The organism is Streptococcus suis (assembly GCF_019856455.1).
Lineage (GTDB): Bacteria > Bacillota > Bacilli > Lactobacillales > Streptococcaceae > Streptococcus > Streptococcus suis_AE.
In genome coordinates, this window is sequence record NZ_CP082205.1 from 1,202,144 (window position 1) to 1,219,092 (window position 16,949).

Sequence of the window (16,949 nt, forward strand, 5' to 3'; positions counted from 1 at the left end):
AGCAGAAATTGTTAGAAAAAGTCGAGCGATTTATTGCTGAAATCAACAGAATTGACAGGGAGCTTTTCCAGGACTATTTTGAAACGGGAAAGGTTGAAAAAGTCAATCTCAAACATACATTTACTAAGGTGCCAACTCAACCTATTCTGGCTTATCGACTCAACTTACACGAATCTATCAATGACTACTTGATGCGTGCTGATGTGAAGGACATTGCCTATTTTTACCGTGTCAAAACATCGGAATCCATTTTGGATAAGATTGAGCGTTTTAAGGAGAGAAATGAGGGATATCCTGTCAACTCCATTCTCAATGATATTTTCGGTGCTCGTATGATTTTGACTTCTGAGGAAATCGCAGAGGTCATGGAGCGTCTGGATGACTGGCAGGAAAAATATGGACTGAAAAACTGGTATCTGCGAGATAAGGACGACTATGTCGGCATTCATATCTATTTCAAAAATAAGAGTAATTTTTATTATCCGTGGGAATTGCAACTCTGGGATGAGAAGGATGTCGATGGCAATATCGCCAGTCATATCAAGTATAAAAGGAAGTTTGTGGGGTAAAAAATGGATTGGAAATTAGAGTCAGATGTTAATGACTGGGTAAAAGGTCAGTTAGACCGTATTGGATTACGAAAGTTGCAAGATTACAATGAAGAATCAGGTATGAGTCCTTATATGAGAGAGGCTCTGAGAGGGTCTGCCAAAACGGAATCTAAAGCTAATTTTGGTAAGCCAGATTTTCATGTAGAAAAATACAGTCGTCCTGTTATCTTTGAAAATAAATTTTCAGCAAAAAAATTACTTGCTGAAAATAAAGACGGTATCAAACAAGATGATAGTTCTGTTTCTGCTTATGCAGTTAATGGTGCTCTGTATTATGCTAGAAATATGATTGCTTCTGGTAAATACAGCGAGGTCTTTGCGATTGGTGTGGCTGGTGACAACGAAGAAAATGTTTCTCTCAAAGTTTACTATGTCTTCGGTTCTGCTCTAAATGCCTATAAAGAATTAACAACCGTTCAAACTCTTGATTTTCTTGAAAATGAAAAAAGTTTTGAAACGTTTTACAAGAACGCTGTTCTGACAGAAGAAGAAAAACATCAGATTTTAATTGATAGTCAAGCGGTCTTGCAAAGTTATGCCAAGAAACTCAATCGCCTGATGCACAATCATAATATCACTGCTCCACAGAGAGTTCTCTATGTATCTGGTATGCTTTTGGCCATGCAAGATATTGAAATGCTTACTCCAAATGGTGACAAAATTAAGTTAGACGACGGTCTAATTCCTGACAATTTATTAGGGAAACAAGTCAAAGACAAGCATGATGGCGAATTGATTGTAACGCATATTTCAAATTTTCTAGAAAACAGAGGGATTGAGAAAACCAAGCGTGACTTGATGATTTCCTCTTTCAAGGAAATTTCAAAAGATGCTCAGCGTGACGAAAAGACAGACCTTGATAAAGAAGTTGCCAAGTTGATTGATGGTCAGGCAAGTGTGACCAAACAAATTTTCACCTTTATCTACGAATACATCTTCAAAGCCATTGACGGTTTGGGTGGTCATATTGATATTATGGGGGAAATGTATTCTGAGTTTCTCAAGTATGCTCTCGGAGATGGTAAGGAAATTGGCATTGTCTTAACGCCGCCTTATGTGACCAAGATGATGTCACAGATTTTAGCAATCAAAAAAGATAACAAAGTAATGGACTTGGCGACAGGTTCTGCTGGATTCTTGATTTCTGCAATGGAATTGATGATAGAAGATGCCAACGCTATCTTTGGTAAGGCGACCACGGCCGCAAATGAAGCTATTGATGCACTCAAGAAAAACAATCTTCTCGGCGTTGAGCTAAACGCAGAGATGTTTACTTTGGCGGCGACCAACATGATTTTACGTGGTGATGGTTCAAGTCGTATTGAGAAAGGTTCAGCCTTTAACCGCCCAGAAAGTCTCTTTGAAAACTTCAAGGCTGACCGTCTGTTGTTGAACCCACCTTTTTCTTATGATGAAAATGGACTGCCTTTCTTAGAACATGGTCTTGATAAGATGGAAAAAGGAAGCTTAGGTGCGATTATCATCCAAGATTCAGCAGGTTCTGGTAAAGCTACCAAGACAGCCCAATCTATTCTTAAAAAGCATACCATGCTTGCCTCAATCAAGATGCCAGTAGATCTTTTCGTGCCAATGGCAGGGGTGCAGACGTCAATTTATATTTTTGAAGCTAAGACCCCTCACGATGTAGAACGCCCTGTCAAATTCATTGACTTCAGAAATGATGGCTACAAGCGCGCTAAACGTGGGATTTCAGAAGTGGATAGCCCTGTTCAACGTTATCAAGACATCATCAAGATTTACAAGGCAGGCAGTCGAGCTAAAGTAGAGGCAGATTGGGATTTGGATGCTGTCTATATCGAGGACTTTATCAGTCTAAATGGTAATGATTGGAATTTTGAACAGCACCAAGTCATTGATACCAAACCAACCTTAGAGGATTTCAAAAAGACCGTTGCTGACTACCTTTCTTGGGAAGTTACCCAACTCCTCCAGCAAAAAGGAGAAGACGTCACAAAAAAGCCCTAAGCCCTCGCCTAGCCAAACTAGACAAAGAGTTTGAAGAGGCAGGGGGAGAGTGGCGGGAGTATCGTATCGGAGATTTATTTGAAAAATTAGAATTAAAATGTCATAGAAAGAATTTTGATAAATTAAAAGACACTTCTAAGGTGCAGAGTATGGAATTTAGTCTTCCACTTGTTAATGCAAAGCTTGGTAATAATGGTATTATGTTTTATGGTCGTGAGGAAGATTTTGATAGTGCTGAAATGACCATTGATATCATTAGCAATGGTGCTGTAGCAACAGGTACTGTATATCCACAAATAAAGAAAGTAGGTGTTCTATGGGATGCTTATTTAATAAAATTTAAGAAAGAAATTCTTCCAGAGCACTTGATATTTATATCTTCAGCTTTAGAGAAATCGATTAAACTGCGTTTTGGTTGGGAGAATAAGGCTGTTTGGACAAAAGTTAGGAGAGAATTTTTTGAGCTTCCGACTATTAACGGAAAGATAGCATTTTCATATATGGAGAATTACATAAAGACGCTCGAGGCTGAACGCATCGAGACGCTCGAGGCTTACCTAACAGTAACTGGACTTAAAGAGTATCATCTTACAAAAAATGATGAGAAAATACTTGACAGATTTGCTAAACTCTCCGATACTGAGAGTAGAGTAGAGTATTTGGGTACTTATACCCTATCGGATTTATTTTATCTCAACAGTAGCAAGAGGAAATATAATGCAAATTCAATTGAATTTGGAGGAGAATTTCCATATGTTGCGAGAGGAGAAAGCAATAACGGTATCAGAGGGTATATTACTGAACCAGAAGAGTTTTTAAATCCTGCAGGTTCAATCAGTTTTGGGCAAGATACAGCAACGATGTTTTATCAAAAGGAAGCTTATTTTACTGGAGATAAAATTAAAATTTTACAAGCAAAAGACATTGAACTAGATAGATTTACTGGTCAGTACATTATAACTGCTATGAGAAAAAGTTTTTCTACATTCAGTTGGGGTAGTAGTTCTTTTAATGAACATGTACTGAAAAGCGTTGAAGTTTCTTTACCTACCCAAAACAATCAACCTGACTACACTTTCATGTCCGATTTCATTAAAGTTATCGAAAAATTGGTGATTAAAGACTTGGTTGAATGGACAGACAAGAAAATCCAAGCAACAAAAGAGGTTGTTGCTCAACATTAACATTTTGCTACGGCATGCAAGCGAGCGTTAGCGAGCTCAAAATGGATAATCGCCGCCGTAGTGAAAGAAGCTAATAACAAGGTTATTAGCTTCAGGGAAGTTGGAAGACTTCGGCTTCCAACTTAGGAATGGAACTCCGCAGGAGGTCGCTTCCGTCCCCACTACCTAAGGCGATTATCAAAAAAGTAAAAAAGAAAGATAAACTTTCCGTCAAGAAACAAAGAAAGGAATGTTCAGTTAGTAGAACCAACTGAACACGCCCTAAAGGCTGTGTCAAAAAGATAAATCGTCTTGAAAATCAGGATTTTCTGCCGATTTCCTATTTTGACTTTGTCTTTTACGGGCTTTGTATCTTAATTTATGTCAAACATTCAAAACATGTCCCTTGAGGACATCATGGGAGAGCGTTTTGGTCGCTACTCCAAATACATTATTCAGGAGCGGGCTTTGCCGGACATTCGTGACGGTCTCAAGCCCGTGCAACGTCGGATTCTTTATTCCATGAATAAGGACGGCAATACTTTTGACAAGGGCTATCGTAAGTCCGCCAAGTCAGTCGGGAATATCATGGGGAATTTCCACCCGCACGGTGATTCTTCTATTTATGATGCCATGGTCCGCATGAGCCAGGACTGGAAGAACCGTGAGATTTTGGTGGAGATGCACGGAAACAACGGTTCCATGGACGGCGATCCGCCTGCAGCCATGCGTTACACCGAGGCTCGCCTCTCGGAGATGGCAGGCTACCTGCTGGCCGACATCGAGAAAAAGACGGTACCATTTGCCTGGAACTTTGACGATACGGAAAAAGAGCCCACTGTGCTACCAGCTGCCTTCCCTAATCTCTTGGTCAATGGAGCGACAGGAATTTCAGCAGGATACGCGACTGACATCCCGCCGCATAATCTGGCGGAGGTCATCGATGCCGTTGTTTACATGATTGATCATCCGACTGCTAAGTTAGAAAAGTTGATGGAGTTCTTGCCTGGGCCTGACTTCCCAACAGGTGCCATTATCCAAGGGGCTGACGAAATCAAGAAAGCCTATGAAACTGGTAAGGGACGTGTCGTTGTCCGTAGCCGTTGTGAAATTGAGCAACTCAAGGCTGGTAAGAAACAGATTGTCATTACCGAGATTCCTTACGAGGTCAACAAGGCTGTACTGGTCAAGAAAATTGATGATGTCCGTGTCAACAACAAGGTGCCTGGTATTGCCGAGGTGCGTGATGAGTCAGACCGGACAGGTCTGCGGATTGCCATTGAGCTGAAAAAAGACAGCGATGAGCAAACCATTCTCAACTACCTCTACAAATACACCGACCTGCAAATCAATTACAACTTCAACATGGTGGCCATTGATAACTTCACACCACGTCAGGTTGGCTTGCAGAAGATTCTGTCCAGCTACATTGCCCACCGCCGTGAGATTATCATTGCCCGGTCTAAGTTTGACAAGGAAAAGGCAGAAAAACGCCTCCATATCGTAGAAGGTTTGATCCGTGTCATTTCCATCTTGGACGAGGTTATTGCTCTTATCCGTGCTTCTGAAAACAAGGCGGATGCCAAGGAAAACTTGAAAATCAGCTATGATTTCAGCGAGGAACAGGCTGAGGCTATCGTGACCTTGCAACTTTACCGTTTGACAAACACCGATATTGTGACCTTGGAAAATGAAGAAGCAGCTCTACGCGAGCAGATTCAGACCTTGGCAGCCATTATTGGCGACGAACGGACCATGTTCAATCTCATGAAGAAAGAACTGCGTGAGGTCAGGAAGCAATTTGGTAATCCTCGTTTGAGTGAGTTACAAGATCAAGCAGAAGCGATTGAGATTGATACCGCTAGCTTGATTGTCGAGGAAGAGACTTTTGTCAGCGTGACTAAGGCTGGCTATATCAAACGGACTAGTCCGCGTTCTTTCGGTGCTTCAACGGTGGAAGAAGTTGGCAAGCGGGATGACGATCAGCTGATTTTCTTGCAGAATGCCAAGACAACCCAGCACCTCTTGCTCTTTACCAATCTTGGAAATGTCATCTACCGACCTGTCCATGAGTTGACAGATATTCGTTGGAAGGACATTGGTGAACACCTTAGCCAGACACTCATGAATTTTGAGACCAATGAAGAAATTATCTTTGCTGAATTGGTGGAGAATTTTGAGGAGGGAACTTATTTTGCGGTGACCAAATATGGTCAAATCAAGCGTGTGGAGCGGAAGGAGTTTGCTCCTTGGCGAACTTACAAGTCCAAGTCAACCAAGTATGCCAAACTCAAAGATGCGGAGGATGTGGTCATTACTGTATCACCTGTGGTCTTGGACGACATTATGCTTATCACAGAAAAGGGCTACGCTCTGCGATTTAACATCGAAGAAGTGCCAATCATCGGTGCCAAGGCGGCCGGTGTCAAGGCGGTCAACCTCAAGGACGAGGATGTGGTGGTTGCGGCCTTTATCAGCAAAACCAGCTCCGTCTATCTCCTGACTCAGCGTGGTAGTTTGAAGCGGATGGCGACGGAGGAAATCCCTGTGACCAGCCGTGCCAAGCGTGGTTTGCAGGTTTTGCGAGAGCTCAAGTCTAAACCGCACCGTGTCTTTGCTGCGGGTCCAGTCTTGACGGATCAGGGCGATTTTGATCTCTTTAGCACGACAAATGAAGATGAAACGACAAGTCAAATCTTTCACGTGCAGTCCAAAACGGGTAAACTCTATGATGTCGATGTGACCCAGCTTAGCCTGTCCGAACGAACCAGCAACGGTAGCTTTATTTCAGACACCATTTCTGATGAGGAAGTCTTCAGAGCCTGGATAGACTAAAAAAATTGCTGAGATTTGCTTCGCAAATCTTATCTCCAACCTTTAACAGTCCACTGGACTGTTAAACCCAATCAACCACTGCGCTGAGATGTTGACACGAACACTGAGAAGTGGGTCAGGGCTTTTTGCTATACTGTAGAGGAGGTAAATATTATGAAAATTATCAAATTATTTTTCAGTATAAAAGTCTATCTATGGCTTGTTCTGTCCTTCCTTCTGTTATTGTGTGGTGTATGGGGATACGGTTACATCTCTGGTGAAAAGAGTAATCAGCAGGAAGTGAGTGTCCATACGGCTATTGAGTCTGTCGAGCAAGTCAATGAATTGGTATTTCTAAATACAGCTGTCCAGAAAATTGTGACTGCTAAAAACTACACGGTCTTATTTGGTCAAGAAATGCCCTTCTCAGAGAAATCAGCCCTCTTAATTATCAAGTACAAGGCAAAATTTGGTATCAAAAGTCCTGTATCTATTGAACATCTTTCTGAAAATCGGTACAAAATTACCCTTCCAGCCTTTGAAGTCATTGGATTGGAATTAGATGCAGAAGAACCTTATACCTTATATGATAAGAGTGGTGAGATACTGAGTTTTGCGACAGAAGAGATCGATACTGCCCAACTTATCACAGATGAATTTCAGTCAGCAGAACAAGAAACGTTTCTAGCAGATTATCAGGAGGACATAAAAGAGTCAGCCAAAACCTACTATCAAAATTTATTCAGTGCTATCTCACCTGAAATTCAACTAGAATTTGTTTTTAAAGAGTAAGAGTCTGGTTTACCAGGCTTTTTCTTATATTCACAAAATTTTCTGAATTTTTAATTGAAAATCACTTTCAAAAGTAGTAAAATAATAAAAAATGAATTTGGAGAAACTATATGACAGTGAACATTGACTGGGAAAACCTTGGTTTTTCTTATATGAAACTACCTTATCGCTTCATCGCTCATTTCAAAAACGGCCAGTGGTCTGAGGGGCAATTGACCGAAGATGCGGAACTGCACATTTCAGAAAGCTCACCAGCCCTTCACTATGGGCAGCAGGCCTTTGAGGGCCTTAAAGCCTATCGTACCAAGGAGGGAAAACTCCAGCTCTTTCGTCCAGACCAAAACGCTGAGCGCCTGCAACGGACAGCTGACCGCTTGCTCATGGAGCCTGTACCGACTGATCTTTTCATCAAGGCTTGTAAAGAAGTGGTCAAAGCCAATGCAGACTACGTTCCTCCCTATGGAACTGGTGGCACCCTCTATCTCCGCCCGCTCCTCATCGGCGTCGGCGACATCATCGGCGTCAAACCTGCGGAAGAGTATATTTTCACCGTTTTCGCCATGCCGGTTGGCAACTATTTCAAGGGCGGCCTGGCTCCGACCAACTTCCTCATCCAAGACAAGTACGACCGTGCAGCACCTAACGGAACTGGGGCAGCCAAGGTCGGCGGTAACTACGCAGCATCGCTCTTACCGGGTCAATATGCCAAAAAGCAGGGCTTCTCAGATGTGATTTACCTAGACCCAGCTACCCACACCAAGATTGAAGAAGTAGGGTCTGCTAACTTCTTTGGGATTACAGCCAATAACGAGTTTGTCACACCGATTTCACCATCAATCTTGCCGTCCATTACCAAGTATTCTCTCTTGTATTTGGCAGAGCATCGTCTGGGGATGAAGGCAGTGGAACGTGAAGTCCTTGTCGAAGAATTAGATCAGTTTGTCGAAGCAGGAGCCTGCGGAACAGCTGCAGTCATCTCACCAATTGGTGGTATCCAGATTGCAGACAAACTCCATATTTTCCATAGTGAAACAGAAGTAGGACCTGTCACTCGTAAATTGTATGAAGAATTAACAGGTATCCAGTTTGGTGATATTGAAGCTCCTGAAGGCTGGATTGTCGAAGTAGATTAATTTCAGAGGGCTTGCACTTGCAAGCTCTTCTCTTTTTTTGTAGAATAGTAAAAGTGAGGTTTGAAAATGAGTAAAAAAGATAAAAAAATTGAAATTCAGATTGAAGATAGCAAAGTTCTTGTCAATAGAGAAGAGTTCCCTGGCTACCGCCTTGTTATAGGTAAAAAAGTAATTGGAGAAATTGCAGAATTGGCTGAAAATAACTTTGCAGTTATAAAAAATGGAAACACCGAAAGCTTTTACAAAAAATTAGAAAAAGCAGTCGAAAATATTATTGAAAATTATAATTTAAGTCACTAAAAGGCTTGTAATAGTCGCTATTTTATGTTAGAATAGTGACTGTTAGTGTACGGAGAGATAGCGAAGAGGCTAAACGCAGCGGACTGTAAATCCGCTCCTTCGGGTTCGGGGGTTCGAATCCCTCTCTCTCCATTGAACAGGATACAAAGGACGTTAAGAAATCCGTATGAAAATAGGAAACTGACGTAGTGTGCTAAACACACAAGGAAGTTTATCTTTTTCACTAGGATTTTAGTCCGTGTTCAACTAAGATACGAGAGATGTTCTGGTTTATCAGAAATTTCTGTAGAAAATTAGGAGACTGACGCTGAATGTTAACACTCAAGGAAGGCTATCTATTTTCCTAAGAAATTAATATCGAGTTCAATTTCTTGTGATTAGTAAATAAATGAATTGTATCTATTTTTTGGGGTATCGCCAAGCGGTAAGGCAAGGGACTTTGACTCCCTCATGCGTTGGTTCGAATCCAGCTACCCCAGTAAAGGTACTAGATATAGTCTAGTTCGTCAAAGATGTCTAATTGTTGTTGTCCTTGCGTGTGCCTTAAATAAAATATATTTTATGTTGGGTCGAAAGACCTGATTGTCGGAGGTTTTTTTATAATGAACGAATTTGAAGATTTGTTGAACAGTGTAAGCGAAGTTACACCTGGTAATGTGGTAACTGCAGAAGTATTGACAGTTGATGCTGGTCAAGCAAACGTAGCTATCTCAGGAACTGGTGTTGAAGGCGTATTGACTCTTCGTGAGTTGACTAACGACCGTGATGCTGATATCAACGACCTTGTAAAAGTTGGTGAAACACTTGAATTGTTAGTACTTCGCCAAGTTGTTGGTAAAGATACAGACACTGTTACTTATCTTGTATCTAAAAAACGTTTGGAAGCACGTAAAGCATGGGACAAGCTTGTTGGTCGTGAAGAAGAAGTTGTTACAGTTAAAGTAACTCGTGCCGTTAAAGGCGGTCTTGCAGTTGAATTTGAAGGTCTTCGTGGTTTCATCCCAGCTTCAATGATCGACAGCCGTTTCACTCGTAACACTGAGCGTTTTGTAGGTCAAGAATTTGATGCTAAAATCAAAGAAGTTGATCCTGCTGAGAACCGTTTCATCTTGTCACGTCGTGACGTTGTTGAAGCAGAAGCTGCGGCTGCACGTGCTGAAGTATTCGGTAAATTGGCAGTTGGTGAAGTTGTGACTGGTAAAGTTGCACGTATCACAAGCTTCGGTGCTTTCATCGACCTTGGTGGTGTAGATGGTTTGGTACACTTGACTGAATTGTCACACGAGCGTAACGTATCTCCTAAATCAGCTGTAACAGTTGGTGAAGAAGTTGAAGTTAAAGTTCTTGCAATCGACGAAGTTGAAGGTCGCGTATCATTGTCATTGAAAGCTACACAGCCTGGTCCATGGGATGGCGTTGAGCAAAAATTGGCAGCTGGCGACGTCATCGAAGGTAAAGTAAAACGCTTGACTGACTTCGGTGCTTTCGTTGAAGTATTGCCAGGTATCGATGGTTTGGTACACATTTCACAAATTTCACACAAACGTGTTGAAAATCCAAAAGACGCTTTGTCAGTAGGTCAAGAAGTTACTGTTAAAGTTCTTGAAGTGAACGCAGCTGATGAGCGTGTATCACTTTCTATCAAAGCTTTGGAAGAGCGTCCAGCAGTTGCTGAAGGTGAAGAAAAAGCTGAAAAACGTGCTCCACGTCCACGTCGTCAAAAACGTGAAGAAAAACGTGATTACGAATTGCCAGAAACTCAATCTGGATTCTCAATGGCTGACCTTTTCGGTGACATTGAATTGTAATTCATATAAAAACTTGCCTTGTGCAAGTTTTTCCTTTCCACCCTTAGTGTAATGGATATCACGTAAGATTCCGGTTCTTGAGATGGGGGTTCGATTCCCTCAGGGTGGACTAAATTGAAAAGCCTGCATTAACAGGCTTTTTTCTTATATTATATCAAGGAGGTTATGATATGTTACATTTTGAAAATGACTGATATGTAAAGCCCTTTGTCAAGTAAAAACAATCGAACTGATAAAAAAATGAAAAGTATCTAGAAAGAGCCTAGTTCTTAGCTTCGGGCATTGGCCACTCTGATATTCGTGGATTGGTTACCTACAGGTCAATGGTTCTGCCGCGAGTCCTACTCTCTATAAGCGTGGATCACAATTGTGCCACTTAGTCGTTTCGTAGATGACTCAAACCTTGAAGTCCTAAACTCCTTCAAGATACTTTCCATTCAAACATGATTTCAATCCTTATTTCTGTCCAAATTCACCCAGTGATTTTGGATAGAAATAGGGATTCCTCATCGCTCTGCGATGATAAAACTTAATGGTCAAAAGTGTACATGAAAACAAGCGCTAACTTCAAGCTATTCTTCCTGTCATCATCCCCCAAATAAAACCAGACAATTCTCGTGCAATAGCTGTTTTAGCAACATTTTGTTTCTTATTTTTTCCTAGAACAAGTGTGCGATAACGTCTTCTTAAGCGTTCATTAGCCTTATCCGCATAAGCAATCACCTCCACTCGGTTTCCACTTTGTCTCCTTTTCAATTCTTTGGATTTATACCCAATCGTCCCCTTAGCCAATGATTGTGCAGCTTCTATCAGAAGTCGTCTCACATGGCTATTCCCAGCTTTGGTGATAGCACCTCTTCTCTCCTTGTCGCCGCTAGAATTTTCGCTAGGAGTTAGCCCAAGATAAGAAGCAAAATGTTGAGCTGTCGCAAAGCGATTAAAATCACCGATTTCTGTCACAATGGAAAGAGCAGTTAGTGTTTTAATGCCAATAAAGCAAGAAAGCCGTGAGACCTTCTCTTGGTAACTGTCGCTTTGACCCAGTTGCTCAATTCGTGCATCATACCGTTCTATTTGATCTACTAATTTCTCATAGGTCAATAGATATTCTGTCAAAATCTCTGCGTAAAGTCCATCAGGATTTAGGGAACGGAGCCAGCGGACATGTTTCTGTGTCCAATTACTGCTTCCCTCGGTATAGCGAAAATCATGTCGGAGACAGAAGGCAAGAATTTGTTGTTTGATTTTCTTCAGAGCCACTTTGTGGTCTGTTCTCATGCGGATATATTCTTTGACTTGTTCATCCTCAACAGTAGGAATATGAACAGGCCGATAGCTACGAAAGGCCAGAGCTTTTGCGAGCTGAGCTGCATCTTTTTTATCAGTCTTAACACGCTTAGATCCTTCCTTCATCACCGTTGTAGGCGCCATCACGATACAGGGGATCCCGTGAGCTTGTAGCTGGTGATATAGGGTAAATCCAAGACATCCGGCTTCGTAGCCACATAACACTTCTGCATCTTGACCATATAAACGACGAAGCTCATTCACATAGTTCACAATATAGCTAACATTTGGACCAACTTTAGTGCTATGTTTGAATTGATTCGCCATCATATCATAATAGCAGAGTGAAAAACTTTCTTTGTGAACATCCATTCCGATGAAAAGTGTGGTAAAATGAAACATATAAGACCTCCAATTGAGTGTGGTAATTCCTGTTAGAAGTTGATTGTTTTTTTATTCTAGTGTACAGGTAAATCCACGAATTCTCAACTGGGGGTCTTTACATATTGTCTATAACAAAGGTGCCCATCCCGCCTTGCTAGAAGCCTTAGTTGCAAGCAACCAAGAAGGTTTATCTGGATATGGCACTGATAAATATACTGAATCTGCTATCAAAAAAATCAGACTTGCTACGGACTGTCCTCATGCACAAGTTACGTTTTTAGCAGGTGGCACGCAGACCAATCAAATTGTTATCTCTTCTATGTTGGATTCTTATGAGGGAGTTATTGCTGCAGATACAGGTCACATTTCTATCCACGAAGCAGGAGCAATTGAGTTCACAGGGCATAAAGTAATGACTTTGCCACATCAGGAAGGTAAAATTACAGCGAGTGACGTGGATAGCTTTATCAATGACTTCTACGCAGATGCCAATCATGCTCATATGGTTCATCCAGGAATGGTTTATATTTCCCACCCGACTGAATACGGGACACTTTATAGCAAGTCAGAGCTGGAGGACTTAGCAAAAATCTGTCGCAAGCACAATATTCCGCTCTTTTTAGACGGTGCTCGTTTGGGATATGGACTTGTCTCACGCGATACAGATCTTGATTTGCAGGCAATAGCAGAGCTGACAGATGTTTTTTATATTGGTGGGACAAAACTAGGTGCCTTGATGGGTGAAGCTTTGGTCTTCACAAAGAACAATCAGCCAAAGAATTTCGTATCAATTGTCAAACACCATGGTGCCTTGTTGGCAAAAGGTAGATTGACAGGTGTTCAATTTGATAGACTATTTACCGATGGTTTATATCTTGAATTGGGGCGTCATGCTATCGCAATGGCAGAGCAACTGACCCAGATTTTGGAAGAGAAAGGTTTCCAGTTCTATCTCAAATCACCAACTAATCAGCAGTTTGTTATTGTTAAGAATGAAGAATTGACTAGATTGACAGAAACTGGAATTGCCTATAGTTTCTGGGAAAAATATGATGATAGCCACAGTGTTATCCGCTTTGCGACCAGCTGGTCAACCAGTCAAGAAGATATAGATGAGTTAAGAAAAATACTGTAGAAAACTAAAAAAGAAAGGATTAACCTTTCTTTTTTGTCTGTAAATTTTGATAGACTATTATCTCTTTTCTTCTAGAACATACTTATTACAAACTTAATAAGATATAGATTAGAAGAAATTTTAGTTCAAATATTAGTCAAGTATATAATGCATAAGAAAACGATTTGAAACAGAAATATCTATATGTGATTAGTTTAAATAATCATCAAAAGCGTACCATTTTGATCATTCAGTTTATCAAAATAAAAGAATTAAAATATACAATATTATTGATCAGAGGTTCTTTCAGAAGCACCGCTTGTAACTTCTGAACTAGTGCTAGTTTCTGTAGCTTCGGATGTTTGACTTAACGAAGTACTGCTTTCAGATGAAATATTGGTAGATTCAGAAGTGGTTGCTGAAGCTGATTCTATTGTTTCGCTACCTAAACTTGTAGTTGTGTCATAATTGGACTCTTGGCTAGAAGCGTTGGCTTGAGACTGACTACTAGAGCTGGATGAAGTTACAGAACTACTAGTTGGAGTGGTATTTGTACTGGATGCTGTCGATTTAGCAGTAAAAGTATAAATTGTAATACAAGCAGTAATAATTCCTAAAATCGAACCTATAAAGGTCAAAAATTTTTGTAGTTTTGTTAAGGCAGAACCATGTTCTTTTCTATTTGTTGATTTCATGTGCTATCCTCCAAGTTCATCATAAAAAAACAAGTTTAAAACTATCTTAAAGATTGGCGAAAGGCATGAAAACGTGATAAAATAGGACTATTGCAAAAAAAGGAATGAAGACATGATTTATTTTGATAATGCGGCAACGACACAGGTCTATCCAGAAGTTCTCAAGACCTATACGGAAGTGGCGACAAAAATCTGGGGAAACCCGTCTAGCCTCCATAGTCTAGGCAGTCAGGCAACCCGTATTTTAGAAGCATCTCGTAAGCAAATTGCAGAGCTTCTCGGCAAGGATAGCAAGGAAATCTTTTTCACATCAGGCGGTACAGAAGGGGACAACTGGGTCATTAAAGGTGTCGCATTTGAGAAGGCCCATCTGGGAAAGCACATCATCGTCTCAGCTATTGAACACCCGGCCGTAAAAGAGTCTGCTCTTTGGCTCAAAACGCAAGGTTTTGAGGTGGATTTGGCTCCGGTCAATGCCCAAGGTTTTGTGGATGTTGCAGCCTTAGAAAGCTTGATTCGTCCAGATACCACATTGGTTTCTATCATGGCCGTCAACAATGAAATTGGTGCTATTCAGCCCATTCAGGAAATATCTCAACTGTTAGCTGATAAGCCAACCATCTCCTTCCATGTGGATGCGGTGCAGGCTATCGGCAAGGTGCCAACGGAACGATATTTGACAGACCGAGTTGATTTTGCCAGTTTTTCAGGTCACAAATTCCACTCTGTCAGAGGAGTAGGTTTCGTCTATGTCAAAGCTGGCAAGAAAATCGCTCCGCTATTGACAGGAGGAGGACAGGAAAGCGACAAACGCTCAACAACTGAAAATGTAGCTGGTATTGCAGCAACGGCTAAGGCGCTCCGCTTGACCTTGGACAAGGCGGTAGATAGCCAGAAGCGACTGGCAGCCATGAAGCAGATTTTGGTAGATGAATTGGGCAAATTTGCTGATGTGACAGTCTTTTCTGGGCTAGAGAACTTTGTGCCAAGCATTGTGACTTTCGGGATTAAGAATATTCGTGGCGAGGTCATTGTCCATGCCTTTGAAGACCACCAGATTTACATTTCGACCACCTCAGCCTGCTCGTCCAAGGCTGGAAAACCAGCTGGAACCCTGATTGCCATGGGTGTTCCGCAGAAGTTGGCTCAAACTGCCGTCCGTATCAGCTTGGATGATGACAATGATATGGGACAAATCGAACAATTTCTTACGATTTTCAAACAAATTTATCAAAACACACAGAAAGTAAGGTAGAATGAACTATTCAGAAATTATGATTCGCTATGGCGAATTGTCAACCAAAGGGAAAAACAAGATGCGGTTTGTGAACAAACTGCGTAACAACATCAAGCACGTCCTTTCAGTCTATCCAGAAGTGACGGTTTATTTTGACCGTGACCGTGGTCATGTCTATTTGAATGGGGCAGATTATCAGGAAGTGTCAGCTTCTTTGAAGAAGATTTTTGGTATCCAAAATTTTGCACCGTCTTATAAGATTGAAAAGTCAGTTCCAGCCTTGAAAGAAGCGGTTGTGGAGATTATGCAGTCCATTTACAAGGAAGGGATGACCTTCAAGATTGCTGCGCGTCGTAGTGACCACAATTTTGAATTGGACAGCCGTGACCTTAACCAAGTCCTTGGAGATGCGGTTTTTACAGCCATTCCAAATGTACAGGTACAGATGAAGTCACCAGATATTACCTTGCGAGTGGAAATCCGTCCGGATGCAGCCTATATTTCCCATGAAGAAATCAAGGGGGCAGGCGGTCTTCCAGTTGGTACATCTGGCAAGGGTACGCTGATGCTATCAGGTGGTATTGATTCACCTGTTGCGGGCTATTTAGCACTGAAACGTGGGGTTGAAATTGAAGCCCTTCACTTTGCAAGTCCGCCTTATACTAGCCCAGGTGCACTTAAAAAAGCCCATGATTTGACTCGTAAATTGACTGCCTTTGGTGGTAATATCACCTTTATCGAAGTGCTGTTTACAGAAATTCAGGAAGAAATCAAGGAAAAAGCACCTGAAGCTTATTTGATGACCTTGACACGCCGATTCATGATGCGGATTACAGACCGAGTACGGGAAGAGCGTGGTGCCATGGTTATTATCAATGGTGAAAGTCTAGGACAAGTGGCAAGTCAGACCTTGGAATCCATGCAGGCTATCAATGCGGTGACAAATACACCTGTTATCCGTCCAGTCGTTACCATGGATAAGTTGGAAATCATTGATATTGCTCAAGAAATTGATACCTTTGATATTTCCATCCAGCCATTTGAGGATTGCTGTACCATCTTTGCTCCTGACCGTCCAAAAACTAACCCTAAAATCAAAAATGTCGAGCAGTACGAAGCACGTATGGATGTTGAAAGCTTGGTGGAACGAGCTGTGGCTGGGATTATCGTAACTGAAATCACACCGAAAGAGGAAGTGAAAGACGAAGTGGATAGTTTGATTGAAGACTTACTGTAGAATTCAATTGTTTTGACATACATGTAAATCCAGCTATTGCTGGATTTCAGATTGCAGACAAACATCGTTTTGGTGTTTGTCTTTTTTACTGTTTTTAGAGAAAAATGGCTGTTTTAATGCTGAAACCACCCCATCTGGACAAAATAAAAAGGCCTTCTTGCCATCCTTTTAACTAGTTTTTTGAGATTTAAGCACGCCAAAGTCAGTCCAATCTTATCCTCCATTTTGGACTTGCCTTTTTCTCTCGTGTAGCGCAGATTATGGTATTCCTTGGCTGTGCCAAATAGACATTTGAATTAACTTTGAAACATCGTCACTTTCGGATTGCCGTACTCTAGTACTGCCTGCCCTCAGTTCCTTGTCTGAAAGCTAATTCATTTGACTATAG

At 41.4% G+C, this 16,949-nt stretch carries 13 protein-coding genes and 3 tRNA genes; 14 read left to right on the forward strand and 2 right to left on the reverse strand.

All coding sequences use genetic code 11. The features are described 5' to 3' along the window. Window positions 1-8: 8 nt before the first annotated feature. The 11 genes from K6969_RS05875 to K6969_RS05925 all read left to right on the forward strand — a co-directional run bounded on the left by K6969_RS05875 (window position 9) and on the right by K6969_RS05925 (window position 10,716). Window positions 9-569, forward strand: coding sequence for a GTP pyrophosphokinase (locus K6969_RS05875; protein WP_029174928.1), 561 nt, complete (start codon window positions 9-11; stop codon window positions 567-569). A 3-nt stretch (window positions 570-572) separates the two neighbouring features. Then, a complete protein-coding gene (locus K6969_RS05880; protein ID WP_029174929.1) occupies window positions 573-2,597 on the forward strand; it encodes a class I SAM-dependent DNA methyltransferase in 2,025 nt (674 codons plus the stop codon). Next, window positions 2,540-3,781: a restriction endonuclease subunit S gene (locus tag K6969_RS05885; protein WP_029178562.1), complete on the forward strand. Its 1,242-nt coding sequence runs from the start codon at window positions 2,540-2,542 to the stop codon at window positions 3,779-3,781. Before K6969_RS05880 ends, K6969_RS05885 begins: the two co-directional genes overlap by 58 nt. Window positions 3,782-4,141: 360 nt before the next feature. Further along, window positions 4,142-6,595 (forward strand): DNA topoisomerase IV subunit A, encoded by a 2,454-nt coding sequence (gene parC / locus K6969_RS05890; RefSeq protein WP_029178561.1) that lies wholly within the window; start codon window positions 4,142-4,144, stop codon window positions 6,593-6,595. 153 nt (window positions 6,596-6,748) lie between these two features. Beyond that, on the forward strand, window positions 6,749-7,366 hold the full coding sequence (locus K6969_RS05895; RefSeq protein ID WP_029178560.1) for a DUF4230 domain-containing protein: 618 nt from the start codon (window positions 6,749-6,751) through the stop codon (window positions 7,364-7,366). 110 nt (window positions 7,367-7,476) lie between these two features. After that, window positions 7,477-8,499 carry a branched-chain amino acid aminotransferase gene (locus K6969_RS05900; protein WP_029178559.1) on the forward strand — a complete coding sequence of 341 codons (1,023 nt, stop codon included), beginning with the start codon at window positions 7,477-7,479 and terminating at the stop codon, window positions 8,497-8,499. Between the two features lie 66 nt (window positions 8,500-8,565). Next, window positions 8,566-8,799, forward strand: a complete 234-nt coding sequence (locus K6969_RS05905; RefSeq protein ID WP_029178558.1) for a DUF2969 domain-containing protein — start codon at window positions 8,566-8,568, stop codon at window positions 8,797-8,799. 51 nt (window positions 8,800-8,850) lie between these two features. Next, window positions 8,851-8,931: transfer RNA gene (locus tag K6969_RS05910), tRNA-Tyr, on the forward strand. A 275-nt stretch (window positions 8,932-9,206) separates the two neighbouring features. Further along, a tRNA-Gln gene (locus K6969_RS05915) sits at window positions 9,207-9,278 on the forward strand. Window positions 9,279-9,401: 123 nt separating this feature from the next. Continuing rightward, on the forward strand, window positions 9,402-10,607 hold the full coding sequence (gene rpsA / locus K6969_RS05920; RefSeq protein ID WP_171943068.1) for a 30S ribosomal protein S1: 1,206 nt from the start codon (window positions 9,402-9,404) through the stop codon (window positions 10,605-10,607). Window positions 10,608-10,644: 37 nt separating this feature from the next. After that, window positions 10,645-10,716 (forward strand) — tRNA-Arg (locus K6969_RS05925). A 458-nt stretch (window positions 10,717-11,174) separates the two neighbouring features. Here K6969_RS05925 and K6969_RS05930 read toward each other — a convergent pair. Next, window positions 11,175-12,296: an IS110 family transposase gene (locus tag K6969_RS05930; protein WP_015445098.1), complete on the reverse strand. Its 1,122-nt coding sequence runs from the start codon at window positions 12,294-12,296 to the stop codon at window positions 11,175-11,177. Between the two features lie 103 nt (window positions 12,297-12,399). On the opposite strand from K6969_RS05930, the gene K6969_RS05935 reads away from it, so the two are divergent. Continuing rightward, window positions 12,400-13,413, forward strand: a complete 1,014-nt coding sequence (locus K6969_RS05935) for a threonine aldolase family protein (RefSeq protein ID WP_321537500.1) — start codon at window positions 12,400-12,402, stop codon at window positions 13,411-13,413. 266 nt (window positions 13,414-13,679) lie between these two features. On the opposite strand, the gene K6969_RS05940 is transcribed toward K6969_RS05935, so the two are convergent. Then, window positions 13,680-14,087, reverse strand: coding sequence for a DUF6556 family protein (locus tag K6969_RS05940; RefSeq protein WP_029173546.1), 408 nt, complete (start codon window positions 14,085-14,087; stop codon window positions 13,680-13,682). A 112-nt stretch (window positions 14,088-14,199) separates the two neighbouring features. Between K6969_RS05940 and K6969_RS05945 the strand changes: the two genes are divergently transcribed. Together K6969_RS05945 and thiI are read left to right on the forward strand one after the other, a co-directional pair. Next, window positions 14,200-15,342: a cysteine desulfurase family protein gene (locus K6969_RS05945; protein WP_029173547.1), complete on the forward strand. Its 1,143-nt coding sequence runs from the start codon at window positions 14,200-14,202 to the stop codon at window positions 15,340-15,342. A 1-nt stretch (window position 15,343) separates the two neighbouring features. Further along, the gene (thiI, locus tag K6969_RS05950) at window positions 15,344-16,561 is read left to right on the forward strand and encodes a tRNA uracil 4-sulfurtransferase ThiI (protein WP_029173548.1); all 1,218 of its coding nucleotides are present in this window, start codon (window positions 15,344-15,346) and stop codon (window positions 16,559-16,561) included. Window positions 16,562-16,949 lie beyond the last annotated feature (388 nt).